Source organism: Rhodovulum sulfidophilum DSM 1374, from assembly GCF_001633165.1.
GTDB classification, from domain to species: domain Bacteria; phylum Pseudomonadota; class Alphaproteobacteria; order Rhodobacterales; family Rhodobacteraceae; genus Rhodovulum; species Rhodovulum sulfidophilum.
The window spans coordinates 624,473-650,357 of record NZ_CP015418.1 but is presented as its reverse complement, the minus strand read 5'-3'; the positions used below and the strand labels follow the sequence as shown (position 1 = coordinate 650,357).

Annotated in this window: 22 protein-coding genes; 13 read left to right on the top strand and 9 right to left on the bottom strand. The window is 66.9% G+C overall.

Annotated elements, in window-relative coordinates; translation table 11 throughout:
* Positions 1–18 precede the first annotated feature (18 nt).
* Positions 19–765, bottom strand: a complete 747-nt coding sequence (gene ubiG, locus A6W98_RS03215; protein ID WP_042457843.1) for a bifunctional 2-polyprenyl-6-hydroxyphenol methylase/3-demethylubiquinol 3-O-methyltransferase UbiG — start codon at positions 763–765, stop codon at positions 19–21.
* 71 nt (positions 766–836) lie between these two features.
* Here ubiG and pip point away from each other — a divergent pair, with 71 nt between their 5' ends.
* The 6 genes from pip to infB all read left to right on the top strand — a co-directional run bounded on the left by pip (position 837) and on the right by infB (position 7,997).
* Positions 837–1,826, top strand: a complete 990-nt coding sequence (gene pip, locus A6W98_RS03210; protein ID WP_042457840.1) for a prolyl aminopeptidase — start codon at positions 837–839, stop codon at positions 1,824–1,826.
* A gap of 2 nt (positions 1,827–1,828) precedes the next feature.
* The gene (locus A6W98_RS03205; protein WP_042457837.1) at positions 1,829–2,458 is read left to right on the top strand and encodes a class I SAM-dependent methyltransferase; all 630 of its coding nucleotides are present in this window, start codon (positions 1,829–1,831) and stop codon (positions 2,456–2,458) included.
* 149 nt (positions 2,459–2,607) lie between these two features.
* Positions 2,608–3,201 carry a ribosome maturation factor RimP gene (gene rimP, locus A6W98_RS03200; RefSeq protein ID WP_042464457.1) on the top strand — a complete coding sequence of 198 codons (594 nt, stop codon included), beginning with the start codon at positions 2,608–2,610 and terminating at the stop codon, positions 3,199–3,201.
* A 3-nt stretch (positions 3,202–3,204) separates the two neighbouring features.
* Entirely contained in the window at positions 3,205–4,824 is a 1,620-nt protein-coding gene (gene nusA, locus A6W98_RS03195; protein ID WP_042457835.1) for a transcription termination factor NusA, read from the top strand.
* A gap of 22 nt (positions 4,825–4,846) precedes the next feature.
* A complete protein-coding gene (locus tag A6W98_RS03190) occupies positions 4,847–5,467 on the top strand; it encodes an RNA-binding protein (protein WP_042457833.1) in 621 nt (206 codons plus the stop codon).
* 7 nt (positions 5,468–5,474) lie between these two features.
* Entirely contained in the window at positions 5,475–7,997 is a 2,523-nt protein-coding gene (infB, locus tag A6W98_RS03185; RefSeq protein ID WP_042457831.1) for a translation initiation factor IF-2, read from the top strand.
* A gap of 175 nt (positions 7,998–8,172) precedes the next feature.
* On the opposite strand, the gene mutT is transcribed toward infB, so the two are convergent.
* From mutT to A6W98_RS03170, 3 genes are all read right to left on the bottom strand, one after another.
* The gene (mutT, locus tag A6W98_RS03180; RefSeq protein WP_042457829.1) at positions 8,173–8,571 is read right to left on the bottom strand and encodes an 8-oxo-dGTP diphosphatase MutT; all 399 of its coding nucleotides are present in this window, start codon (positions 8,569–8,571) and stop codon (positions 8,173–8,175) included.
* Positions 8,568–9,857, bottom strand: a complete 1,290-nt coding sequence (gene argJ, locus A6W98_RS03175) for a bifunctional glutamate N-acetyltransferase/amino-acid acetyltransferase ArgJ (protein ID WP_042464456.1) — start codon at positions 9,855–9,857, stop codon at positions 8,568–8,570. Before argJ ends, mutT begins: the two co-directional genes overlap by 4 nt.
* Positions 9,858–9,980: 123 nt before the next feature.
* Positions 9,981–10,826 (bottom strand): peptidylprolyl isomerase, encoded by an 846-nt coding sequence (locus A6W98_RS03170; protein ID WP_042457826.1) that lies wholly within the window; start codon positions 10,824–10,826, stop codon positions 9,981–9,983.
* Between the two features lie 177 nt (positions 10,827–11,003).
* On the opposite strand from A6W98_RS03170, the gene secA reads away from it, so the two are divergent.
* Both secA and A6W98_RS03160 read left to right on the top strand, forming a co-directional pair.
* Positions 11,004–13,745 carry a preprotein translocase subunit SecA gene (secA, locus tag A6W98_RS03165; RefSeq protein ID WP_042457823.1) on the top strand — a complete coding sequence of 914 codons (2,742 nt, stop codon included), beginning with the start codon at positions 11,004–11,006 and terminating at the stop codon, positions 13,743–13,745.
* 91 nt (positions 13,746–13,836) lie between these two features.
* A complete protein-coding gene (locus tag A6W98_RS03160) occupies positions 13,837–15,441 on the top strand; it encodes a substrate-binding domain-containing protein (protein ID WP_042457820.1) in 1,605 nt (534 codons plus the stop codon).
* A 13-nt stretch (positions 15,442–15,454) separates the two neighbouring features.
* Here A6W98_RS03160 and radC read toward each other — a convergent pair whose 3' ends face one another.
* The 3 genes from radC to dnaK form a co-directional block, all read right to left on the bottom strand.
* Positions 15,455–16,222: a RadC family protein gene (radC, locus tag A6W98_RS03155; RefSeq protein WP_081251741.1), complete on the bottom strand. Its 768-nt coding sequence runs from the start codon at positions 16,220–16,222 to the stop codon at positions 15,455–15,457.
* Between the two features lie 85 nt (positions 16,223–16,307).
* Complete coding sequence (gene dnaJ, locus A6W98_RS03150; RefSeq protein ID WP_042457817.1) at positions 16,308–17,471, bottom strand: molecular chaperone DnaJ; 1,164 nt, start codon at positions 17,469–17,471, stop codon at positions 16,308–16,310.
* A gap of 73 nt (positions 17,472–17,544) precedes the next feature.
* Positions 17,545–19,473, bottom strand: coding sequence for a molecular chaperone DnaK (gene dnaK / locus A6W98_RS03145; RefSeq protein WP_042457814.1), 1,929 nt, complete (start codon positions 19,471–19,473; stop codon positions 17,545–17,547).
* A 170-nt stretch (positions 19,474–19,643) separates the two neighbouring features.
* Between dnaK and A6W98_RS03140 the strand changes: the two genes are divergently transcribed.
* From A6W98_RS03140 to galE, 5 genes are all read left to right on the top strand, one after another.
* A complete protein-coding gene (locus A6W98_RS03140; RefSeq protein WP_042457811.1) occupies positions 19,644–20,276 on the top strand; it encodes an alpha-ketoglutarate-dependent dioxygenase AlkB family protein in 633 nt (210 codons plus the stop codon).
* Positions 20,277–20,441: 165 nt separating this feature from the next.
* A complete protein-coding gene (gene cysQ / locus A6W98_RS03135) occupies positions 20,442–21,239 on the top strand; it encodes a 3'(2'),5'-bisphosphate nucleotidase CysQ (protein WP_042457808.1) in 798 nt (265 codons plus the stop codon).
* Positions 21,239–22,039 carry a 3-deoxy-manno-octulosonate cytidylyltransferase gene (locus A6W98_RS03130; protein ID WP_042457805.1) on the top strand — a complete coding sequence of 267 codons (801 nt, stop codon included), beginning with the start codon at positions 21,239–21,241 and terminating at the stop codon, positions 22,037–22,039. Before cysQ ends, A6W98_RS03130 begins: the two co-directional genes overlap by 1 nt.
* A 236-nt stretch (positions 22,040–22,275) precedes the next feature.
* The gene (locus tag A6W98_RS03125) at positions 22,276–23,178 is read left to right on the top strand and encodes a UTP--glucose-1-phosphate uridylyltransferase (RefSeq protein ID WP_042457799.1); all 903 of its coding nucleotides are present in this window, start codon (positions 22,276–22,278) and stop codon (positions 23,176–23,178) included.
* A gap of 4 nt (positions 23,179–23,182) precedes the next feature.
* Complete coding sequence (gene galE / locus A6W98_RS03120) at positions 23,183–24,166, top strand: UDP-glucose 4-epimerase GalE (RefSeq protein WP_042457796.1); 984 nt, start codon at positions 23,183–23,185, stop codon at positions 24,164–24,166.
* 330 nt (positions 24,167–24,496) lie between these two features.
* Here galE and A6W98_RS03115 read toward each other — a convergent pair whose 3' ends face one another.
* Complete coding sequence (locus A6W98_RS03115) at positions 24,497–24,961, bottom strand: PTS sugar transporter subunit IIA (protein ID WP_042457793.1); 465 nt, start codon at positions 24,959–24,961, stop codon at positions 24,497–24,499.
* A 60-nt stretch (positions 24,962–25,021) separates the two neighbouring features.
* Positions 25,022–25,579, bottom strand: coding sequence for a ribosome hibernation-promoting factor, HPF/YfiA family (hpf, locus tag A6W98_RS03110; RefSeq protein WP_042457790.1), 558 nt, complete (start codon positions 25,577–25,579; stop codon positions 25,022–25,024).
* Positions 25,580–25,885: the final 306 nt, after the last annotated feature.

Sequence of the window (25,885 nt, the reverse complement as noted above, 5' to 3'; positions counted from 1 at the left end):
CCGCCCCTGCACAAGGCGTCAGGCGGGCTTGCGGGCGGCGGTGACGTAGTTCACCGACAGGTCGCGGCTCGAGATCGACCAGTCCCAGGTCAGCGGGTTGAACACGAAGCCGCTGCGGTCCAGCAGTTTCAGCCCGGCCTGTTCCAGAAGGCTGCAAAGCTCGTCGGGGGTGATGAACTTCTGGTATTCATGGGTGCCCTTCGGCAGCCAGCGCATCACGTATTCGGCGCCCAGAATGGTCATCATGAAGGCCTTCGGGTTGCGGTTGATGGTCGAGCACAGATGCAGCCCGCCCGGTTTCAGAAGCGCGCGGCAGGCGGTCAGATAGGCCAGCGGATCGGCCACATGTTCGACCACCTCCATGTTCAGCACCACGTCGAACTGCTCGCCGGCCTCGGCCAGCGCCTCGGCGGTGGTGTGGCGATAGTCGATCTCCAGCCCCGACTGCTCGGCATGGATCCGCGCGACCGGGATGTTGCGCTCGGCCGCATCCGCGCCCACGACCTCGGCGCCGAGGCGCGCCATCGGTTCGGACAGAAGCCCGCCGCCGCAGCCGATATCGAGCAGGCGAAGCCCCTTGAACGGCGCCTCGGCGGCCAGGTCGCGGTCGAATTCCGCGGCAATCTGGCGCGTGATATAGTCCAGCCGGCAGGGGTTCAGCATGTGCAGCGGCTTGAATTTCCCGGCCGGGTCCCACCATTCGGCGGCCATGGCCTCGAATTTCGCAACTTCGGAAGGGTCGACGGTTGTCTCTGCAGCTTGCATCGCGGGCTCCGTTCCTGTCTTCTGTCTGCACCCCCTTGGGGGGCCGCTTTCGGGGGTTATATAGACGGGTCATGGACAAATCCGCAGGCCAAAAGCGCGCATCGCAGCATCTTTACCCGCCGATCGATCCTTTCGACCAGCGCATGCTGGACGTGGGCGACGGTCACCGGATCTATGTCGAGCAATGCGGGCATCCGCAGGGCATTCCGGTGATCGTGCTGCATGGCGGTCCGGGCGGCGGCTGCAGCCCGGCGATGCGGCGCTATTTCGACCCGACGGAATACCGGATCGTGCTGTTCGACCAGCGCGGCTGCGGCCGGTCGCGGCCCCATGCCAGCGTCGAGAACAACACCACCTGGCATCTGATCGCCGATATCGAGAAGATCCGCGAGATGCTGGGCATCGACCGCTGGGTGCTGTTCGGCGGCAGCTGGGGGGCGACGCTGGCGCTGGCCTATGCCGAGACCCATCCCGACCGCGTCGCCTATATGGCGCTGCGCGGCGTCTTTTTGATGACCGGGGCCGAGCTCGACTGGTTCTATGGCGGTGGCGCCGGGCAGTTCTGGCCCGATCTCTGGGCGCGGTTCTCGGCCCCGATCCCGGCTGACGAGCGGTCCGACATGATCGCGGCCTATCACCGGCGGCTGTTTTCCGGAGACCTGCTGACCGAGACCCGCCATGCCCGGGCCTGGGCCGCCTGGGAAAACGCGCTGGCCTCGATCCAGCATGAGGGCCCGGCCGGAGAGGCGCCCGCCGATTACGCCCGCGCCTTTGCCCGGCTCGAGAACCACTATTTCATGAATCGCGGTTTTCTCGAACGCGACGGCCAGCTCATCGAGGATGTGCCGCGGATCTCGCATGTGCCCGCGACCATCGTGCAGGGCCGCTATGACATGGTCTGCCCGCCCGGCTCGGCCTACCGGCTGGCCGAGCGCTGGGGCCGGGCCGAGCTGAAGATGGTGCCGATGGCCGGGCATGCCCTGTCTGAACCGGGAATCAGTGCCGAGCTGGTGCGCACCATGCGCGGCGTCCAGCGTCTGGCCGTGGCGCTGGGGCTTTAGCCATGCATGTCAATGCCCGCTTCTGGGACCGGCTGGCGCCGCGCTATGCCCGGATGCAGCTGCGCGATCCCGAGGCCTATGAGAAGAAGCTGGCGATGACGCGGGCCTGGCTGGGGCCCGGGGCGCAGGTCTTCGAATTCGGCTGCGGCACCGGCACGACGGCCCTGAAGCACGCGCCCCATGCCGGCCATGTCACCGCCATCGACTGCGCCCCCGCGATGATCGGGATCGCGCGGCAGAAGGCGGCCGAGGCGGGCATCGGCAATGTCGCGTTCCGGGTCGGCGATCTGGCCGACATGCCGGACAGCCCCGCGGCCTTTGACATGGTGATGGCGCATAACGTCCTGCATCTGCTGCCGGATCGGGCCGAGGCGCTGGCCCGCGTTCACCGCATGCTGAAGCCCGGCGGTGTCTTCGTGTCCTCCACCGCCTGCGCGGCCGGGGCGCCGCGGCTGTTTCGCTGGGTGCTCGCGGCCGGGCATGCGCTGCGGCTTCTGCCGCTTTTCAACCCGCTGACGGCCGACGCGCTCCGGGCCGAGATCGCGGCGACGGGGTTCGGGATCGTCGAGGACTGGCGCCCCGAGGGCGGCCGGGTGCCGGTGCTGTTCCTGATCGCGCAGAAACCGGGATAAGCGGGCGCCTGCGCGACTACCCTTGCCTTTCGCCCGGTCGGGGCGTATATGACCGATCAACAACGGTGGTTCGGCGTCCAAACCCGAACCTCCACCGGATAGCTATGTGCGGGCCGTTGGCCCGCTTTTTTGTTTTTGGAACGCTGCCCATGTCCGAACTCATCGCCAAGACCGCCATCGACCGGCGCCTGGCCGAGATCCTCACCCCCGCCATCGAGGGGATGGGCTTCGAGCTGGTGCGCGTCCGTCTGATGGGCGGCAAGACCAAGACCCTGCAGGTGATGGCCGAGCGGCCCGATGGCGGGATCGAGGTCGATGACTGCGCGAAGATCTCGACCGCGATCTCGGCGCTGCTCGATGTCGAGGACCCGGTCGAAGAGGCCTATACGCTGGAGGTCTCGTCGCCCGGCATCGACCGCCCGCTGACCCGGCTGAAGGATTTCGGCACCTGGGAGGGCTACGAGGCCAAGCTGGAAACCGTCGAGCTGATCGACGGCCGCCGCCGCTTCAAGGGAATGCTGCAGGGGGTAGAGGATGAAGAGGTGCTGATCGAGATCGACGGCCCCGAAGGCGATCCGGTGATCATCGGGCTCAAATATGACTGGCTTTCGGATGCCAAGCTGGTGCTGACCGAAGAGCTGATTCGCGAGATGCTGAAGGCGCGCAAGGATGCGGGCCTCATCGACGAGAGCGACTTTGACGAGATCGAGGCGGACGACGGGTCCGCCCCGCAGGAGGACTGAGACATGGCGATTACCTCTGCCAACCAGCTCGAACTGTTGCAGACCGCCGAGGCGGTGGCGCGCGAGAAGATGATCGACCCCGATCTGGTCGTGCAGGCGATGGAGGAATCCCTCGCCCGGGCCGCCAAGTCCCGCTACGGCGCGGAAATGGACATCCGCGTGGCGATCGACCGCAAGACCGGCCGCGCCACCTTCACCCGGGTCCGGACCGTGGTCGAGGACGAGCTGCTGGAAAACTATCAGGCCGAGCTGACCGTCAAGCAGGCCAAACAGTATCTGGCCGATCCGCAGATCGGCGACACGGTGGTCGACGAGGTGCCGCCGGTCGAGCTGGGGCGGATCGCCGCGCAGTCGGCCAAGCAGGTGATCCTGCAGAAGGTCCGCGAGGCCGAGCGCGACCGCCAGTACGAGGAATTCAAGGACCGCGCGGGCACGATCATCAACGGTCAGGTCAAGCGCGAGGAATACGGCAACGTCATCGTCGATATCGGCCGGGGCGAGGGCATCCTTCGCCGGAACGAGAAGATCGGCCGCGAAAGCTACCGCCCGAACGACCGCATCCGCTGCTACATCAAGGATGTGCGCCGCGAGACCCGCGGCCCGCAGATCTTCCTCAGCCGCACCGCGCCGGAATTCATGGCCGAGCTGTTCAAGATGGAAGTGCCGGAAATCTACGACGGCATCATCGAGATCAAGGCGGTCGCGCGCGACCCCGGCTCGCGCGCGAAGATCGCGGTCATTTCCTATGACAACTCGATCGACCCCGTCGGCGCCTGCGTCGGCATGCGCGGTTCGCGCGTGCAGGCGGTGGTGAACGAGCTGCAGGGCGAGAAGATCGACATCATCCCGTGGAACGAGGATCAGGCGACCTTCCTCGTGAACGCGCTGCAGCCGGCCGAGGTCTCGAAGGTCGTGATCGACGAGGAGGCCGGCAAGATCGAGGTGGTGGTGCCGGACGAGCAGCTTTCGCTCGCGATCGGGCGCCGCGGCCAGAACGTGCGGCTGGCCTCGCAACTGACGGCGCTCGACATCGACATCATGACCGAGGCCGAGGAAAGCCAGCGTCGTCAGGCCGAGTTCGAGCAACGCACCAAGCTGTTCATGGATACGCTCGATCTCGACGAGTTCTTCGCCCAGCTTCTGGTCTCGGAGGGTTTCACCAATCTCGAGGAGGTGGCCTATGTCGATCTCGACGAGCTTCTGGTGATCGACGGGGTCGACGAGGACACCGCCGGCGAGCTGCAGGCCCGGGCCCGCGACCATATCGAGGCGATGAACCGCAAGGCGCTGGAACATGCGCGCGAGCTTGGCGTCGAGGACAGCCTGGTTGACTTTGGGGGTCTGACCCCCCAAATGATCGAGGCACTGGCCGAAGATGGCGTGAAGACGCTGGAAGATTTTGCGACCTGCGCCGACTGGGAGCTTGCCGGTGGCTGGACCACCGTCAATGGCGAGCGTCAGAAAGACGAAGGCCTCCTCGAGAAATTCGATGTTTCGCTCGAAGAGGCCCAGACGCTGGTGATGACGGCGCGCGTCCAGCTTGGCTGGGTCGACCCGTCCGAGCTGGAGCCGGAAGCCGAGCCCGAGGAAGACGAAGGCGGCGAGGAGGAGGCCGGGGCCTGAGGCCCGGCCCCGGAGAGCGGCCATGGCCCGAGGAGGCGCAGGCAGACCGGCGGACGAGCCGGAGAGGCGGTGCATCGCCACGGGCGAGGTGACGCCGAAAGCGGGGCTGATCCGGTTCGTGGTCGGCCCTGACGACGCGGCGGTGCCCGACCTGTTGGGCAAGTTGCCGGGCCGCGGCATGTGGGTCGCGGCCGACCGCGACGCATTGGAGAAGGCGGTGAAGAAGCGCCTGTTCTCGCGTGCGGCAAAACGGCCGGTGACGGTGCCCGAGGACCTGCTGGAGCAGGTCGAGGCGGGGCTCCTGCGCCGGGTGGTCGACAGCCTGTCGCTGGCCCGCAAGGCGGGTCGCGCGGTGGTCGGCTACGAGAAGGCAAAAGGCTGGCTGGACAGCGGGCAGGCGGCAGTCCTGATCCAGGCCAGCGACGGGTCGGAGCGGGGCAAGGCCAAGCTCCGCCCGCCCCGCGAAGACGATGGATTCATCGGCTGTCTGACGGCCCGGGAATTGGGTTTGGCTTTCGGCCGGGAACATGTGATACATGGCGCGCTTGCGGCTGGCGGACTCACTGAACGTGTAGTAGAGGATGCCGCCAAGCTTTCGGGCGTGCGCAAGAAGGACGGGGGAGGGACCCCCGGAAAGGGTTGAAGACCTTATGGACGATACTGACGGCAAAAAGACTTTGGGTTTGCGCGGGGGTTCGCGGTCCGGCCAGGTGAAGCAGAGCTTCTCGCATGGACGGACCAAGAATGTGGTCGTCGAGACCAAGCGCAAGCGCGTTGTCGTGCCCAAGCCAGGAGCCGCGAAATCTGGCGGGGCTGGGGGCGGGCGTGCCGGAGGCGATCCGTCCAGGCGCCCGGCCGGGATTTCCGATTCCGAGATGGAGCGTCGGCTGAAGGCGCTGCAGGCCGCGAAGCTGCGTGAGGCCGACGAGGCCCGGCAACGCGAGGAACACGAGCGTCAGCGCGAGGCAGAGCGCCAGCGCCGCCGCGATGAAGCCGAGGCGAAGGAGCGCGAGCAGCGCGAGATCGAAGAGGCCGCCCGCCGCAAGGCCGAAGAGGAAGAGCGCAAGAAGCGCGAGGAAGAGGACGCCGCCAAGAAGAAGGCGGCCGCCGCCGAACGCGCTGCCTCGGCCCCTGCCAAGCCCGCGCCCTCGGCCGGGCCCGAAGAGACCCGTGGCCCTGCCAAGACCTCTTCGCCGCGCAAGGTTGATCGCGAACGCGAGGGCGGCGCCGACCGTCCGAACCGCGGCAAGACCTCGCCCGGCAAGGGCGACCGTCGCTCGGGCAAGCTGACCGTCAGCCAGGCGCTGACCGGTGGCGAGGGCGGACGCCAGCGCTCGCTCGCGGCGATGAAGCGCAAGCAGGAGCGGATGCGCCAGAAGGCGATGGGCGGTGCCGACAAGCACGAGAAGGTCGTGCGCGACGTGCAGGTGCCCGAAACCATCCTGGTGCAGGAACTGGCCAACCGGATGGCGGAACGTTCTGCCGATGTGGTCAAGTCGCTGATGCAGATGGGCTTGATGGTCACGCAGAACCAGCCGATCGATGCCGATACCGCCGAGCTGATCGTCGAGGAATTCGGCCACAAGGTCGTGCGCGTGTCCGATGCCGATGTCGAACAGGTGATCGACTCGGTCGAGGACAAGGCCGAAGATCTCAAGCCGCGCCCGCCGGTCATCACCATCATGGGCCATGTCGACCACGGCAAGACCTCGCTGCTGGACGCGATTCGCAACGCCAAGGTCGTGGCGGGCGAGGCCGGTGGCATCACCCAGCATATCGGCGCCTATCAGGTGAAAACCGATAGCGGAGCCGTGCTGAGCTTCCTCGACACGCCCGGTCACGCGGCCTTCACCTCGATGCGGGCGCGTGGCGCCCAGGTGACGGATATCGTGGTTCTGGTGGTGGCGGCCGACGACTCGGTCATGCCGCAGACGATCGAAGCCATCAACCATGCCAAGGCCGCGGGCGTTCCGATGATCGTGGCGATCAACAAATGCGACAAGCCCGCCGCCGACGCACAGCGTGTCCGGACGGAACTGCTTCAGCATGAGGTGGTCGTCGAGGCGATGTCGGGTGAAGTGCAGGATGTCGAGGTCTCGGCCAAGACTGGTCAGGGGCTCGACACGCTGCTCGAGGCGATCGCGCTGCAGGCCGAGATCCTGGAACTCAAGGCGAACCCCGAACGCGCCGCCATGGGCGCCGTGATCGAGGCGCAGCTGGATGTGGGCCGCGGCCCGGTCGCGACGGTTCTGGTGCAGAACGGCACGCTGAAGCAGGGCGACATCTTCGTCGTCGGCGAACAGTGGGGCAAGGTCCGCGCGCTGGTCAACGACAAGGGCGAGCGGGTGCAATCCGCCGGTCCGTCGGTGCCGGTCGAGGTGCTTGGCCTGAACGGCACGCCCGAGGCGGGCGACGTCCTGAACGTGGTCGATACCGAGGCCCAGGCCCGCGAGATCGCCGAATATCGCGAGCATGCCGCCAAGGACAAGCGCGCCGCCGCCGGTGCCGCGACCACGCTTGACCAGCTTCTGGCCAAGGCCAAGGAAGACGCCAATGTGGCCGAGCTTCCGATCCTGATGAAGGCCGACGTGCAGGGTTCTGCCGAGGCCATCGTCCAGGCGATGGAGAAGATCGGCAACGACGAGGTGCGCGTGCGCGTGCTGCATGCCGGGGTCGGTGCCATCACCGAAACCGATGTGGGCCTCGCCGAAGCCTCCGGCGCGCCGATCATCGGCTTCAACGTCCGGGCCAATGCCCCGGCGCGGAATGCGGCGAACCAGAAAGGTGTCGAGATCCGCTATTACAGCGTGATCTACGACCTCGTGGACGATGTGAAGGCGGCGGCCTCGGGCCTCCTGTCGAACGAGATCCGCGAGAACTTCATCGGCTATGCCCAGATCAAGGAGGTCTTCAAGGTCTCCGGCGTCGGCAAGGTCGCGGGTTGTCTGGTTACCGAGGGCGTTGCCCGTCGCTCGGCCGGGGTGCGTCTGCTGCGCGACGACGTGGTGGTCCACGAAGGCACGCTGAAGACGCTCAAGCGCTTCAAGGACGAAGTGGCCGAGGTCCAGTCGGGCCAGGAATGCGGCATGGCCTTCGAGAATTACGACGACATCCGTGCCGGCGATGTCATCGAGATCTTCGAGCGTCAGGAAGTCGTCCGGACCCTCACCTGATCGGGCCGGGACCGACCGAAACGCAAAAGAGGCGCCTGCGGTAGCAGGCGCCTCTTTTCATTCCGGCGCGCAAGATCGGCGCCTGGGCGCCCCGCTAAAACCGTCGTTACGGACCCGGGCCCCCGTTTCCCCGGAAGCCGGATGGACCGGTTCCGGGGTCAGGAGGGCGCCGGGATCAAAGCAGGTCCTGCAGGACCGGGATCAGCGGAATATCGGCCGGCGGCATCGGGAAATCGCGCAGATCCCTTGCATGGGCCCATTTCAGCACCTGGCCCTCGCGGGGCTGCGGCTGGCCCTGCCATTTGCGGCAGGCATAAAGCGGCATCAGCAGGTGGAAATCGTCATAGGAGTGACTGGCGAAGGTCAGCGGCGCCATGCAGCTTTCCCAGGTGTCGATGCCCAGCTCTTCCTTCAGCTCGCGCTTCAGCGCGGCTTCCGGGGTCTCGCCCGGCTCGATCTTGCCGCCGGGAAATTCCCAGAGGCCCGCCATCGACTTGCCCGCCGGGCGTTGGGCGAGAAGAACCCGCCCATCCGCGTCGATCAGGGCAACGGCTGCCACGAGAACGATCTTCACGACCGGTAATCCGCGTTGATCTCGATGTAGCGCTTGGTGAAATCGCAGGTCCAGACCGTCGAGCTGCCCTTGCCAAGGCCCAGATCGACGCGGATCGCCAGTTCTTCGCGCTTCATGTAGGCCGCGCCCACCTCTTCGGCATAGCTTTCGGCGACCCAGCCCTTCTCGGCGACGAGGATGTCGCCGAAGCGGATCGAGATCAGGTCGCGGTCGGCCTTCGCGCCCGACTTGCCGATCGCCATCACGATCCGGCCCCAGTTCGGGTCCTCGCCCGCGACCGCGGTCTTGACCAGCGGCGAATTGGCGATGGCCATGGCGACCTTGCGGGCATCGGCCGGGCTGGCCGCGCCGGTCACCGCGACCTCGACGAACTTGGTCGCGCCCTCGCCATCCTTCACCACCTGCTGCGCCAGATCCAGCATCACGCCCCTCAGCGCCTCCTGGAAGGCGCGTCCGGCGGCGCTGCGCAGATCGGTGATCTCGGGCGCTTCGGACTTGCCGGTCGCGGCCAGGATCAGCGTGTCCGAGGTCGATGTGTCGCCGTCGACGGTGATGCTGTTGAAGGTTTCGTCGGACAGCTTGCCCAGCATCCGCTGCAGAAGCGGCTGCGCGATCTTCGCATCGGTGAAGACATAGGCCAGCATCGTCGCCATGTCGGGCGCGATCATGCCCGAGCCCTTGGCAATGCCCGCGATCCGGATCGGCTGGCCCTCGACCTCGATCACCGCCGCCGCGCCCTTGGGGAAGGTGTCGGTGGTCATGATCGCGCGCGCGGCCATCGGCAGCGCCTCGGGCGAGAGCCGCTCGGTCAGATCGCCAAGCACGGCCGTGATCCTCTCATGGGGCAGCGGCTCGCCGATGACGCCGGTCGAGGCGGTGAAGATCCGCGCCTCGGGCACGCCCGCGGCCTCGGCCAGGCCGGCCGAAATCGCCTTGACCGCCTCGGCGCCCGACGCCCCGGTGAAGGCGTTGGAATTGCCGGAATTCACCACGATCGCCGCCCCGGCCTCGGGGTCGGGCGTGGCCGCAAGCTTGGCCTCGCAGTCGAGCACCGGCGCCGAGCGCGTGGCCGAGCGGGTGAAGACGCCCGCAATCGCCGTGCCGGGCGCAAGCCGGGCCAGCATCACGTCGGGGCGCCCCCGATAGCGCACGCCCGCCTCGGCGGCGGCGAATTCGGCGCCCTCGATCACCGGCAGCGCCGGGAAGCCGGCCGCCGGGGCGAGGGGCGAGATGACCGGCGTCTTGGCCGGCACCTTCTCGGAAAGCGCCACGATCTGCGACCGCATGCGCTTGACCTCGCGCTTGAGCGACTTGATCCTGGCCTTCTTCTTTTTCTTCTTGCCGGGCTCTTCCACCTCGACCTTTTTCTTCTTCTTGTCCTTGGCCATCTGTCCCTCTTCGCTTGGCTCTTACCGGTCGAGCACCGACTGGTCCTTCAGGATCGCGGGGTCGACCTCGATCTCGGGGCGGGAGACATCGGCCTCCTCGGTATATTTCTCGAGCGCCTCTTCCATCGCGTCGCGCTGGATCTGCTGCACCAGTTCGCCGCGCACATCCGCAAGCCGCGGTGCATCCTTCAGCCGGGTCTCGTAAAGCTTGATCACATGCCAGCCGAACTGGGTCTGGACCGGGGCCGAGACCTCGCCGGGTTCAAGCACGGTCACGGCCTCCTCGAAGGGCTTGACCATCATGCCTTCCGAGAACCAGCCCAGATCGCCGCCATTGGGGCCGGAGGGGCCGGTGGATTTCTCCTTCGCGAGCTGGGCGAAATCGGCGCCGTCCCTGAGCTGGGCCTCGATCGCCTGGGCCTCGTCCTCGGTTTCGACGAGGATATGGGCGGCGTGATATTCGTTTGTCGGATCGGCTTCGCCATAGGTGGCGTTATAGGCGGCCTCGACCGCCTCGTCGGTCACCGCGGCCTCGGCCAGCCGCGACAGCGCCTCGCCCGCCACGAAGGAGCGGCGCTCGTTCTCCAGCGCCAGCCGGGCGCCGGTCGAAAGCTCCTTGCCGATGGCCTCGCCGACGGCGGTCTGGCGGATCAGCTGGTCGAGCACGGCCTGATACAGCACGTCATCGGGAAGCTGCTGGTATTCGGCCGGCAGCTGGGCGCGCAGGACGATCATGTGACCGATCGTGATCTCCTGGTCTCCCACCCGCGCGACGACCGTGTCGGGTCCGATCTCGTCGGCCAGCGCGGGCAGCGCGAGCGTCGCCCCGAGGGCAAGAACGGCAAGCGGTCTGAGGGCAAATGACATGGGCACTCCTTTCGGCGGGCGCTCGGCGGCGTTGACACCATTCCGGCCTCCCCTTACATCGCAACTGGTTCTCGGGGTCGGCCTTATTTCCTTGGCCACTTCTATTGCCGCATTCTCAGGCGGGCAAGCGGTCCGTCGTACAACATCCTGTCAGATACGCATCCGCGCGGAGAGAACATGCTGGGCATCGGAACACTCACCCGTAAGGTCTTCGGGACCCGGAACGACCGGCTGGTCAAGAAGGTGCGCCCGCTGGTCGCCCGGATCAATGCGCTGGAGCCCGAATTCCAGGCGCTGGACGATGACGGACTGAAGGCCAAGACCGTGGAATTCAGGCGCCGTATCGCCGAGGGCGAGGCGCTGGACGACATCCTGCCCGAGGCCTTTGCCAACTGCCGCGAGGGCGCGCGCCGGGCGCTGGGGCTGAGGGCCTTCGATACCCAGCTGGTGGGCGGCATCTTCCTGCACCGCGGCAATATCGCCGAGATGAAGACCGGCGAGGGCAAGACGCTGGTCGCGACCTTCCCGGCCTATCTGAACGCGCTGACCGGCCTGGGCGTGCATATCGTCACCGTCAACGACTACCTGGCCAAGCGCGACGCCGAATGGATGGGCAAGGTCTATGGCATGCTCGGCATGACCACCGGCGTCGTCTATCCCTGGCAGCCCGAACCCGAAAAACGCGCCGCCTACCGTGCCGACATCACCTACGGCACCAATAACGAGCTGGGCTTCGACTATCTGCGCGACAACATGAAGTCCGAGCTCAAGGACATGGCGCAGCGCGGTCACTATTACGCCATCGTCGACGAGGTCGACTCGATCCTGATCGACGAGGCGCGCACGCCCCTGATCATCTCGGGGCCGAGCCAGGACCGGTCCGAGCTGTACATGACCCTCGACAAGGTCGTGCCCGATCTGACCGACGAGCATTACACGCTCGACGAGAAGATGCGCAACGTGACCTTCACCGAGGAAGGCAACGAGTTCATGGAGAAGCGGCTCCATGAGATGGGCATCCTGCCCGAGGGCCAGTCGCTTTACGATCCCGAAAGCACGACCATCGTCCACCATGCCCAGCAGGCGCTGAAGGCGCATACGATGTTCCTGAAGGACAAGGAATACATCGTGCGCGACGGCGAGGTGATGCTGATCGACGAATTCACCGGCCGGATGATGCGCGGCCGGCGGCTTTCCGACGGGCTGCACCAGGCCATCGAGGCCAAGGAAGGCGTGCAGATCCAGCCCGAGAACGTGACCCTGGCCTCGGTCACCTTCCAGAACTATTTCCGGCTTTACGACAAGCTTGCGGGCATGACCGGGACGGCGGCGACCGAGGCCGAGGAATTCATGCAGATCTACGGGCTCGGCGTGGTCGAGATCCCGACCAACCGTCCCATCGCCCGGATCGACGAGCATGACGCCGTCTACCGGACCGCGGCCGAGAAATACGCCGCCATCGTCGAGTCGATCAAGGAGGCCCATGATCGCGGCCAGCCGGTTCTGGTCGGCACCACCTCGATCGAGAAATCCGAGATGCTGTCGGAGATGCTCAAGAAACAGGGCATCCCGCATAACGTCCTGAACGCGCGTCACCACGAGCAGGAAGCCCAGATCGTGGCGGATGCGGGCCGCTTCGGCGCCGTGACCATCGCCACCAACATGGCCGGGCGCGGCACCGACATCCAGCTGGGCGGCAATGCCGAGATCAAGGTGATGGAGGCGCTCGACGCCGATCCGACCGCCAATCCCGACGAGGTGCGTGCCCGGATCGAGGCCGAGCATGCCGAGGAGAAACAGAAGGTGCTCGAGGCCGGGGGGCTTTACGTCCTGGCCACGGAACGCCACGAATCCCGCCGCATCGACAACCAGCTGCGCGGCCGCTCGGGCCGTCAGGGCGACCCGGGCCGGTCCTATTTCTTCCTGTCGCTGGAAGATGACCTGATGCGGATCTTCGGCTCCGAGCGGCTCGACAAGGTGCTGTCATCGCTGGGGATGAAGGAAGGCGAGGCGATCATCCACCCCTGGGTGAACAAGTCGCTTGAAAAGGCCCAGGCCAAGGTCGAGGGCCGCAACTTCGACATCCGCAAGCAGCTGCTGAAATTCGACGACGTGATGAACGACCAGCGCAAGGTCATCTTCGGCCAGCGCCGCGAGATCATGGAGGCGGACGACCTGTCGGATATCGTGCAGGACATGCGCCATGAGGTGATCGAGGATCTGGTCGAGGCTCATATTCCGCCGCGCTCCTATGCCGATCAGTGGGATGCCGAGGGGCTGCAGCGCGCGGTGGCCGAGACCCTCAGCCTCGACCTGCCGGTCGTGGAATGGGCCGAGGAAGAGGGCGTCGACGACGAGATCATCTCGGAGCGGATCGAAAAGGCCTCGGATGAGGCGATGGCCGCGAAGGCGGCGCAGTTCGGCCCCGAGGCGATGCGCAACATCGAGAAACAGATGCTGTTGCAGACCATCGACACCAAATGGCGCGAACATCTGCTCAAGCTCGAACATCTGCGCTCGGTCATCGGGTTCCGCGGCTATGCGCAGCGCGATCCGCTGAACGAATACAAGACCGAAAGCTTCGCGCTGTTCGAATCGATGCTGAACAGCCTGCGCGAGGACGTGACCCAGAAGCTGGCGCAGATCCGGCCTCTGACCGAGGACGAGCGCAACGACATGATCCGCCAGCTCGCCGAACAGCAGGCCCAGCTGGCCGAGGCGACCGCCAAGGCCCAGCCGTCGCATGCCGAGGCCCCCGCAGACGGGACCGAGGCCGCCCCGGCAGCCGCGCCACTGGCGGCGGCGCAGTCTGGTTTCGACGAATCCCGGCCCGAGACCTGGGGCAATCCAAGCCGCAACGATCCCTGCCCCTGCGGCTCGGGCAAGAAATTCAAGCATTGCCACGGTCAGCTGGTCTAAGCCGGGCGGCCGTTCGCCCGGACGGTTGAAATCGGCGCGGCCAGGTCGGACACTTGCTTCGAACAGAGGCAATCACTCCGGTCCGGTCGCGATGCGCTTTCTCACCGGCGCCGTGCTCTTCTGCGCGGCGCTCTTCCTTTCCGCCGCCCGGCCCGCTTCGGCCGGAGAGGTGACGCTGGTGCCGCGCGAGGATGGCGCGGTCGAGATCGGCGGTCGCCTGCTCGGCTTCGACGGCGAGGTCTACCGGCTCGACACCATCTACGGCCCGCTGGCGGTCAACGCGGCCGGTGTGACCTGCGCGGGCGCGGCCTGTCCGGGAGAGCAGGTCACGCGGATCGCGCTGTCGGGCAGCCCGGCGCTGGGCGACATGCTGATACCGGCGCTGATCGAGGGCTTCGCCGCCGCGCGCGGGCTGGTCGTCGAGCGCGGGGCCGAGGGCCGGGACCGGCTGTTCCGCCTGCGCCTGCCGGATGGCGGCCCGCTGCGCGCCGAGATCGCGCTGGCCTCGGGCAGCACCGGCGAGGGCTTTGCCGACCTGCTGACCGGCGCGGCCCAGATCGTGGTGGCCGACCGCGAGATCCTGCCCGAAGAGATCGACCGCGCCCGCGAGGCGGGTCTCGGCGACCTGTCAGCGCCGTTTCGGCGCCGGATCGTCGCGCTTGACGCCATCGTGCCGGTGGTGGCCCCCGATACCCGGCTGGGCGACCCGGCGGACGGGCTTTCGCAGGCGGCGCTGCTGGGGCTTCTGACCGGCGAGATCGCCGACCGGTCCGTGCCTGGCGGGCCTGAGGCACCGGTCACCGTCCATCTGCCGGAGCAGGCCGGTCAGGGGCTGCGCCAGCTGCCCGAGGCGCGGGTCCTGGGTGGGCGGAGGCCGGTGGCGTCCGCGCGGCGCCATGGCCGCGCTGCGGCTGTCGCGACGGCGGTGGCCGCCGACCCTGCGGGTCTTGGCCTGGCGCGGGTCTCGGCGCTGGGGGACGCGGTGCAGGTGCCGCTGGCGGATGGCTGCGGCACGCGGCTGCTGGCGTCGCACCAAAGCGTGAAGACCGGCGACTACCCGTATGTGGCGCCGCTTTCGCTGTATCTCGGCAGGCCCCGGCTGCCCCGGCTCTCGCGGGATTTTCTCGACTATCTCGCGACGCCCGCCGCCCAGATCGCGATCCGCCGGGCAGGGTTCGTCGATCTCTTGCGCGACGAGATCCCGCTTGGCCGGCAGGGCGACCGGCTGGCTCTGGCCGTCGCCGAGGCCCGGCCCGGGAACGGTCTGCGGGAATTGAAACGGCTGGTTGCGACGCTGGGCGGGGCGGTCCGCCTGTCCGAGACCTTTCGCAGCGGTCCCCGCGGGCCTGATGCGCGCTGGCGGGCCAATGTCGCGGCGCTGGCCGAGGCGCTGGAGGCGGGCCATTTCGACGGCCGCAGGCTGATCCTGGCCGGATTTGCCGAGGGATCGGGCGGTTCGGAGGCCAGTGCGGCGCGGGCCCGGCGCGAGGCCGAGGCGGTGCGCGATGCGATCCGCACCGCCGCGACCGCCGCCGATTACGACCGGGTCCGCCTCGAGGTCGCCGGGTTCGGCGATCTGCTGCCGGTGATGTGCGACGGCGGCAGCGGCAAAGCCGGGCCCGAGCAGAGCCGCGACCGGCTGTCGGGCGACTGGGCGCGGCGGCTCAACAGCCGGGTCGAGGTCTGGCTGCGCTGAGCCGCAGCAGCGTCTAAAGATAGCCTTCGGACCGGAAGCTGAGATCGCGCGCCTTGCCGACGATCAGGTGGTCGTGCAGCACCAGCCCCAGCGCGGCGCAGGCGGCCTCGATCTGGGTCGTCATGACGATGTCGGATTGCGAGGGTGTCGGATCGCCGGAGGGGTGATTGTGGACCAGGATCAGGGCCGAGGCGTTCAGTTCCAGCGCGCGCTTGACCACCTCGCGCGGATAGACCGGCACATGATCGACGGTGCCGCTTGCCTGTTCCTCATCGGCGATCAGCACGTTCTTGCGGTCGAGAAATAGCACCCGGAACTGTTCGGTCTCGCGATGGGCCATGGCGGTGCGGCAATAGTCCAGAAGCGCGTCCCAGCTTGACAGCACGGGCCGGTGCATGACCCGGGTCCGGGCCAGCCGCTGCGCCGCCGCCTCGACCAGCTTCAGCTCGACGATGACCGAGGGGCCCACGCCGCGTACCTCCTGCAACCGCGCGACCGGGGCCGAAAGCACGCCGTTGAAGTCGCGGAAGCGATCAAGCAGCAGCCGGGCCAGCGGCTTGACATCCTGCCGCGGCAGGGCGCGGAACAGCACCATTTCAAGCAACTCGTAATCGGGCATCGCCGCCGCGCCGCCCGCCATGAAGCGGTCGCGAAGCCGCCGGCGGTGGTCGCGCAGATAGGAGGGCAGCCGCTCGCCCGGGGCGAGGGCGCGAACCGGCGCCTCGGCGAACAGCGGCAGGGCCGGTTCTTCGGGGGAGGGCGGAGGCGTCGGGCGCGGCATGGCCCCAGGGTAACGGGGCCAAGGTGAATGAAAGGTTAAGGCGACAGTCGAGCCTGAAGGGGAAACGCGGGCCGGGGGGCCCGCGTCAGCTCTTCATCCCGTCCCAGAAGCTTTTCACCTTCGTGAAGAAGGACGATCCTTCCGGATTGTTCTCTTCGCTCAGTTCCTCGAATTCGCGCAGAAGTTCCTTCTGGCGGGTGGTGAGGTTGACCGGCGTCTCGACCGCGAGTTCGATGAACATGTCGCCCTGGGCATTGCCGCGAAGCGCGGGCATCCCCTTGCTGCGCAGCCGCATCTGCTTGCCGGACTGGCTGCCGCCGGGCACCTTCACCCGCGACCGGCCGCCATCGATGGTCGGGACCTCGATCTCGCCGCCAAGCGCCGCGGCGGTCATCGAAACCGGCACCCGGCAGAACAGGTTCAGCCCGTCACGCTCGAATAGCGGATGACCACCCACCTCGATGAAGATATAGAGATCGCCCGCAGGCCCGCCCCTGAGCCCTGCCTCGCCCTCGCCCGCAAGCCGGATCCGGGTGCCGGTCTCGACACCCGCGGGGATGTTGACCGACAGCGAGCGCTCGCGCTCGACCCGGCCCGCGCCGCCACAGGACTTGCACGGGTTCTTGACGATCTGGCCCATGCCGCCGCAGGTCGGACAGGTCCGTTCCACGGTGAAAAAGCCCTGCTGCGCCCGGACCTTGCCCATGCCCGAACAGGTCGGGCAGGTGGCCGGTTCGGCGCCGCCCGCAGCCCCGGTGCCGTTGCAGACATCGCAGGCCACCGAGCTTGGCACCTTGATCGTCTTCTGCAGGCCCGAATAGGCTTCCTCGAGCGTTATGCGCAGATTGTAGCGCAGATCCGAGCCGCGCGTGGCGCGCTGGCGCCCGCCGCCGGGACCCGCCCCGCCCATGAAGTCGCCGAAAAGGTCGTCGAAGACGTTGGAGAAGGCCGAGGCGAAATCGCCCTGACCGCCGAAGCCACCGCCCATGCCGCCCATGCCGCCCGGGCCGCGACCGCCGCCCTGTTCGAAGGCGGCATGGCCGAAGCGGTCATAGGCGGCCTTCTTGTCGGGGTCCTTCAGCGTCTCGTAGGCCTCGTTGACTTCCTTGAACTGCCCTTCCGCCTTGGGATTGTCCGCATTGCGGTCGGGATGCAGTTCCTTGGCCTTCTTGCGATAGGCCTTCTTGATCTCTTCGGCCGAGGCGCCGCGGGCTATCCCGAGAACCTCGTAGAAATCGCGCTTTGCCATCAGCTAACCCTCTTCCCGAAACACGCTGGCCGGCCCGGTTTCCCGGACCGGCCGCCTTGGGTCTGGTCGCGCGTCACGAGCGCTTGCGATCGTCGTCCAGGTCCTCGAACTCGGCATCGACGATCTCGTCGTCCACACCGCTCGGTTCGTCGCGCTGGTCCTCGGGCTCGCTGCCGCTGTCCGGGGCGTCCTCCTGCTGGGCCTTGTAGATCGCCTCGCCCAGCTTCATCGCGGCCTCGGACACGTTCTGGATGCCGCCCTTGATCTTGCCGGCATCTTCGGTTTCGAGCACGTCCTTCAGCGCGGCGACGGCCAGTTCGATCGCCTCGACGGTCGAGGGGTCGACCTTGTCGCCATGCTCCTCGATCGATTTCTCGGTCGAGTGGATCAGGCTTTCGGCCTGGTTCTTGGTCTCGACCAGTTCGCGGCGCTGCTTGTCGGCCTCGGCATTGGTCTCGGCCTCGCGCACCATCTTGTCGATCTCGTCATCCGAGAGGCCACCCGAGGCCTGGATGGTGATCTTCTGTTCGCGACCGGTGCCCTTGTCCTTGGCCGAGACCGAGACGATGCCGTTGGCGTCGATGTCGAAGGTCACCTCGATCTGGGGCATGCCGCGCGGCGCGGGCGGGATTTCCTCGAGGTTGAACTGGCCGAGCATCTTGTTGTCGGCCGCCATCTCGCGTTCGCCCTGGAAGACCCGGATCGTCACGGCGCTCTGGTTGTCCTCGGCGGTCGAGAAGATCTGGCTCTTCTTGGTCGGGATCGTGGTGTTGCGGTCGATCAGCCGGGTGAAGACGCCGCCCAGGGTCTCGATGCCCAGGGACAGCGGGGTGACGTCAAGCAGCACCACGTCCTTGACGTCGCCCTGCAGAACGCCGGCCTGGATCGCCGCGCCCATGGCCACGACCTCGTCGGGGTTCACGCCCTTGTGCGGCTCCTTGCCGAAGAACTTGGTCACTTCCTGGATCACTCGCGGCATCCGGGTCATGCCGCCGACCAGCACCACCTCGTCGATATCCGAGGTCGAGAGCCCGGCATCCTTCAGCGCGTCCTGACAGGGCTTGATCGATTTCTTGATCAGCTCGCCGACGAGGCTTTCCAGCTTGGCGCGGGTCAGCTTCATCACCAGGTGCAGCGGCGTGCCGGCCTGCGGGTCCATCGAGATGAACGGCTGGTTGATTTCGGTCTGGCTGGAGGAGGACAGCTCGATCTTGGCCTTCTCGGCGGCTTCCTTCAGCCGTTGCAGGGCCATCTTGTCCTTGGACAGATCGACGCCGTGTTCCTTTTTGAACTCGTCGGCCAGGTAGGCGACGATGCGCATGTCGAAATCCTCGCCGCCGAGGAAGGTGTCCCCGTTGGTCGATTTCACCTCGAACAGGCCGTCGTCGATTTCCAGGATGGTGATGTCGAAGGTACCGCCGCCGAGGTCATAGACCGCGATGGTGCGGGTTTCCTTCTTGTCGAGCCCGTAGGCCAGCGCGGCGGCCGTCGGCTCGTTGATGATCCGCAGCACCTCGAGGCCGGCGATCTTGCCCGCATCCTTGGTGGCCTGACGCTGGGCGTCGTTGAAATAGGCCGGAACGGTGATGACCGCCTGCGTCACGTCCTCGCCGAGATAGCTTTCGGCGGTTTCCTTCATCTTCTGCAGGATGAAGGCCGAGATCTGGCTGGGCGAGTATTTCTCGCCGCGGACACTGACCCAGGCATCGCCATTGCCGCCATCGACAATGGAATAGGGGACGTGCTTCTTGTCCTTCTCGACTTCGGCATCGTCGACGCGGCGGCCGATCAGCCGCTTGACCGCAAAGACGGTGTTCTCGGGATTGGTGACAGCCTGACGCTTGGCAGGCTGACCGGCCAGACGCTCGTTGTCGGTGAAGGCCACGATCGACGGGGTCGTCCTTGCGCCTTCGGCATTCTCGATGACCCGGGGCTGCGCCCCGTCCATGATGGCGACGCAGGAGTTGGTGGTCCCGAGGTCGATCCCGATGACTTTACCCATGATATCTTACCTCTTCATTCGGCGATGTTGTGGGGAGCAGACCCTCAGGAGGCCTCTGCGCCCCGATCCCAGGGGCCACGGTAGCCCGGGCCCGTTTCTCGGGCGTATATAAGGAGGGGTGTGGGACCCTGCAAGCGCAGCCTATTGCAGAAATGTGAGTGTGGTGAACGATGTCTGAGACGGAAAGACCGGGCCGGCCGGTGCCGGGGCTGGTGGTGCGGGGGGTCGAGATCTTTCCCGGCCTGCTCGATTCCGCGGCCCAGGCCGGGATCATGGCCGAGATCGAGGCGGTGATGTCGGCGGCGCCGCCGGTACAGCCCGAAACCCGGTTCGGGCGCAAGATGAGCGTTCGGATGACCTCGGCCGGAAAATACGGCTGGGTGTCGGACCGCCGCGGCTACCGCTACGAGACCCGGCACCCTTCGGGGGTGGCCTGGCCGCCGATCCCGGCGCCGGTGCTGGCGCTGTGGCATCGGGTGACCGGGCTTGCGCGCGCGCCCGATTGCTGCCTGGTCAACCTTTACCGCGACGGTGCAAAGATGGGCCTGCATCAGGATCGCGACGAAGCCGATTTCTCCTGGCCCATCCTTTCGGTCTCGCTGGGCGACGAGGCGCGGTTCCGGATCGGCGACGTGACCCGGGGCGGGCCGACCGAAAGCCTCTGGCTGAAATCCGGCGACGTTCTGGCGATGCTGGGCGCGGCCCGGCTGATCCATCACGGCATCGACCGGGTCCGGGGCGGCAGCTCGACCCTGATCGAGGGCGGCGGCCGGATCAACCTGACGCTCAGGGTGGTGGACTGACGGCGGGTGGCGCCGCGGTCCCGCCCGGCGTCCGGCCGGGAAGGGAGCGGTTGTTCGCCAGTTGGAGCATCACCTTTTCCGTGTGTTCTTGCTGTCGCGTGGCAAGCCGAGCATAACAAGCCTGCGAATTTGCTTTGTCCCGCGAGACGATGTCAGGAGGAAAATTTGGATTACGCTCAGCTTGAAACCGTGATGCGCAAGACAGCGCTTCTGGCCGGGGCACGTATCATGGAAATCTACGGCGCGCCCGATTTCGAGGTGCGTGCCAAGGCCGATTCCAGCCCCGTCACCGAGGCCGACGAGGCCGCCGATGCGCTGATCACGGCCGAGCTGAAACAGGCCTTTCCGGACCTGCTGATCGTGACCGAGGAGCAGGCCGACACCCATGCCGAGCGCGCCGCCGATTTCCTGATCGTCGATCCGCTCGACGGCACCAAGGAATTCGTCAAGCGCCGCGGCGATTTCACCGTCAACATCGCCTGGGTCGAGGCCGGGGTTCCGGTGCGTGGCGTGGTCTACGCTCCGGCGCGCGGACGGATGTTCTATACCCGTGCCGACGGCTCCACCGTCGAGGAAACCGGCGATCTGGCGCTGGACACGGTCGGGCCGGTCACGCCGCTGTCGGTCTCGACCCCCGATAACGGCGCGCTGATGGTCGTGGCCTCGAAATCGCATCGCGATCAGGCGACCGATGATTACATCGCGAAATATGCCGTCCGCGACATGACCTCGGCCGGGTCGTCGCTGAAATTCTGCCTCGTCGCCACCGGCGAGGCCGACCTTTACCCGCGGCTCGGACGCACCATGGAATGGGATACCGCGGCCGGGCATGCGGTGCTGGCGGGCGCGGGCGGCACGGTCGTGCGTTTCGACGATCACAGCCCGCTGAGCTATGGCAAGCCGGGCTACGAGAACCCGTTCTTCATCGCCCTCGCGCCGGGCGTCGACCTGAAAGGCGCCTGATGTCCGTCGTCATCGTGATTCCCGCGCGCCACGCTTCGTCGCGCTATCCGGGCAAGCCGCTGGCGCTGCTGAAGGGCGCTTCCGGGCAGGAAAAGAGCCTGATCCAGCGGTCATGGGAGGCGGCGCAGGCGGTCTCGGGCGTCGATCGGGTAGTCGTCGCGACCGATGACGACCGTATCCGCGCCGCGGCCGAGGCCTTTGGCGCCGAGGTGGTCATGACCTCCGAAACCTGTGCCAACGGGACCGAGCGTGTTGCCGAGGCGCTCGACCTGCTGGGCGGCGAGGTCGAGATCGCGGTCAATCTGCAGGGCGATGCGCCGCTGACGCCCGCCTGGTTCGTCGAGGATCTGGTGGCGGGGCTGCGCGCCGATCCCGGCGCCGATCTGGCGACCCCGGTGCTGCGCTGCGACGGGCAGGCGCTGACGGCGCTTCTCGAGGATCGCCGCGCGGGCCGGGTGGGCGGTACCACCGCCGTTTTCGGCGCGGGCAACCGGGCGCTCTATTTCTCGAAAGAGGTCATTCCCTATACCGGGCAAAGCTATGCCGACAGGGCGCCGACGCCGGTCTTTCACCATGTCGGCGTCTATGCCTATCGCCCGGCCGCGCTCGAGACCTATCTTCGGCTTGCGCCGGGGCCGCTGGAAGGGCTCGAAGGGCTCGAACAGCTGCGCTTCCTCGAACACGGGCGGCCGGTGCTCTGCGTCGAGGTGGAGGCGCGCGGCCGCCAGTTCTGGGAGTTGAACAACCCCACGGACGTTCCGCGGATCGAGGCGATGATGGCCGCGATGGGGCTCGCCTGACATGCGCCCCGCCTGCCCGGCTCCTGCAGGCAACCGGGGCGGCGGGGCTCTCCGCTGTCTTTGGGGGATGCTGTCTTTTTCGGGTGGCGTGGAAATCGGCATGCGTCATGGAACTGTTCCGGAGATTGGAATAAACTCGCCGAATTACCCGAGTTTTTAATAAATTATGTCGAAGTTACAAGTTGGCCCGGGCAATATGGGCCGGAATGAAATGAAAGAGACAAGCGAGTGAGATCATGAACCGGGAAGTTACGAAGGCGATTTTTCCTGTAGCGGGTCTTGGGACTCGTTTCCTTCCTGCGACGAAATCGATCCCGAAGGAGATCATGACGCTGGTCGACCGCCCGCTGATCCAATACGCGATCGACGAGGCGCGCGCGGCCGGCATCACGGATTTCATCTTCGTGACGTCGCGGGGCAAGAGCGCGCTCGAGGATTATTTCGACCATGCGCCGCATCTGGAGGATTCGCTGCGCTCGAAGGGCAAGGACGACCTGCTGGAGATCCTGCGCAGCACCGACATGGAAAGCGGGGCGATCGCCTATATCCGCCAGAAGAAGGCGATGGGGCTTGGCCATGCGGTGTGGTGCGCGCGGCGGCTGATCGGCAACGAACCCTTCGCGGTGATCCTGCCCGATGACGTGATCGCGGCCGAGACGCCCTGCCTGCAGCAGATGACCGAGGCCTATCGCGAGACCGGGGCGAACATGGTCGCGGCGATGGAAGTGCCGCCCGAGAAGGCCTCTGCCTACGGCATTCTCGACATCGCCCGGGACATGGGCGACCGGGTGCTGGTGAAGGGGATGGTCGAGAAGCCCGCGCTGGAGGAGGCGCCCTCGAACCTGGCGGTGATCGGGCGCTATATCCTGACGCCGAAGGTGCTGCACAATCTCGACCAGAACCTGCGCCACGAGCGGTTCGGAGCCGGGGGCGAGCTGCAGCTGACCGATGCCATCGCCCAGGAGATCGACGGCCAGGGGGTCTACGGCTACCGCTTCGGCGGCCAGCGCTTCGATTGCGGCTCGAAGGCGGGTTTCCTGCAGGCGACGGTGTCCTTCGCGCTGGCGCGGCCCGAGCTGAAGGGCGAGTTCGAGGACTATCTGCGCGACATGTTCGCGCGGCCGGAGGCGGCGGAATAGGACGATGGCGCATGTCCTGGTGACGGGCGGTGCGGGCTATATCGGTTCGCATGCCTGCAAGGCCCTGGCCCGGGCGGGCCATGTGCCGGTCTGTTACGACAATCTTTCGACCGGCTGGGCCGAGGCGGTGAAATTCGGCCCGTTCGAACGGGGCGATCTGGCCGACCGGGCGCGGCTCGACGCGGTCTTCGCGGCCTACCGCCCGGTGGGGGTGATGCATTTCGCGGCCTTCAGCCAGGTCGGCGAGGCGATGCGGGATCCGGGCAAGTACTGGCGCAACAATGTGGGCGGGTCGCTCGCGCTGATCGAGGCGGCGGTGGCGGCGGGCTGCCTGAACATGGTCTTTTCCTCGACCTGCGCGGTCTATGGCGACCAGGACGGGGTCAAGCTGGACGAGGACAGCGCACAGGCGCCGCTGAATGCCTATGGCGCGTCCAAGCGCGCGATCGAGGACATGCTGCGCGATTTCGAGGCCAGTCACGGGCTGAAATCGGTGATCTTCCGCTATTTCAACGTGGCGGGCGCCGATCCCGAGGCCGAGATCGGCGAGGCGCATGACCCCGAGACGCATCTGATCCCGGTGATGCTGGAGGCGATCGAGGGCCGGCGCCCGGCGCTGACGATCCACGGCACCGATTATCCGACGCCCGACGGCACCTGCATCCGCGACTATATCCATGTCAGCGATCTGGTTGCGGCGCATGTTCTGGGGCTCGACCGGCTGCTGGCGGGCAAGGGCAGCCGGGTCTTCAACCTCGGCAGCGGGACCGGCTATTCGGTGCGAGAGGTGATCGAGGCGGCGCAGGGGGTCACCGGCCGCGCGGTGCCCCATTCCGAGGGCCCCCGCCGCGGCGGCGATGCGGTCCGGCTGGTCTCGGGCAGCGCCCGCGCCGAAACCGAGCTCGGCTGGGTCCCGACCCGCTCGGACCTCCCGACCATGATCGAGGATGCCTGGAAATGGTTCCGCAGCGGAGGCTACACAAGCTGAGGCGGCGCCAGAGGCAAGCGGCGCCTGTTTAGGGCCCTGCGCGCGCATTCCGGCACGGGTGATCCCGATGCCCAGGTCCGGGCCTGAGGTTCGGGCAGAAGGGCCGGTTCCGCAGATCCGGCGCCTGCAGGCGTCGTGACGCTTCTGGCCGGACGGTTTGATCTGCGAAACCCGGTTCGTCCTGTCGGGGGTCAGGTCACTGGCGCCAAACGGTGGGTGTTCCGGGTGCTTCTCGATATGTCGGGGCTGTTGTCAGCGGCCTGTCGCCGCCAATTTCCGGGTCTTCTGTCTGGGGCTTTCGGAGGTGGCAGTCGGCGCCGTTCGGGCCGATCAGGCTGCCTGCGACGCCGCTGCTTCGGTCAGGACCGCATGCAGCGTGGCCGGGTCGGTATTGGCACGCAGCTTGGCGCAGATCGTGTTGTCGCGCAGGGTGCGCGAGACCAGCGCCAGCGCCTTGAGGTGATCGACGCCGGAATCCTGCGGCGCGAACAATGCGAAGATCAGATCGACCGGCTGGCGGTCGACAGCACCGAAATCGATCGCCTTCTCCAGCCGGATGAAGGCGCCCCGGACTCGGTCGATCCCGGAGAGCCGGGCATGCGGCAGGGCGACGCCCTGGCCGACACCCGTCGGGCCGAGGCTCTCGCGTTCCTGCAAGGCGTCGACCGCGTCGCCCGGGGGAAGGGTATAGGCCGCATGCGCGACCTCTCCGAGTTCCTGAAACAGGCGCTTCTTGCTGGACATGGTGCCAAAGACGCGGACGGCTTCGGGGGTGATGAGCGTGGATAGCTGCATGTCACTCTCGCTTCGGACGCGCCGCGCCCGGGATACGGACGCGGCCGGGTCAGCTGCGGATCAGGGCTCGATCCAGCCCACATTCCCGTCTTCGCGGGCGTGCACGACGTTGATCTTGCCCGTCTTCTCGTTGCGGAACACCAGAAGCGGGGCGCCTCTCAGTTCCATCTGCATGACCGCCTCGCCCACGGAAATCGACGGAATCTGCGTTTCCATCTCGGCGATGATCATCGGCTGAAGACTGTCGGACTCGTCTCCTTCCTCGGTCGAGGCAAGGATATAGGCCGAACCGCCGGAAAGTTCCACCGGTTCCGAGCGCTCGCGATGATGGTCTTTCAGGCGGCGCTTGTAGCGGCGCAGCTGTTTTTCCATCTTGTCGCAGCAGCTGTCGAAGGCGGCATAGATCTCTGTCGCCTGGGCGCTCGCCTGGGCGGTCAGGCCGGTCGACAGATGCACCGTCGCTTCGCAGACGAATTGATGCGCGTTGCGCGAGAAGACGACATTGGCGTCGGTGGCCCGGTCGGCATATTTCGACACGGCGACGGTCAGCTCGTCCTTGACGTGGGTCTGCAGAGCCTCGCCGATATCAATCTGTTTGCCGCTGATCTGGTACAGCATTGTTCCTCCTGAGATTGCCTGCAGACGCAGGGTTGCCCTCCGTTAAGGCCGAGGCGCGGCGGGGTCAACGGGAACAAGGACTTCGGTCACCGTGTTCAGCCGTTCCGGCGCCTGCGGTCGGCACATGGCGGAAGGATCTGGCGCCAGCCGCATTTGGCGCCAGATCGCCCGGCGATGTCAACGGTCCCGCCATGGCGCCGGCCGGCGATGTCGCTGCCGGACAACACAGGTCGCTGCCGGTCGTCGGCGATGGAAAGGGGGCGGGTGCGCGACACCCGGCCGGGTCCGGTCGCGGCGGGCAGGAGG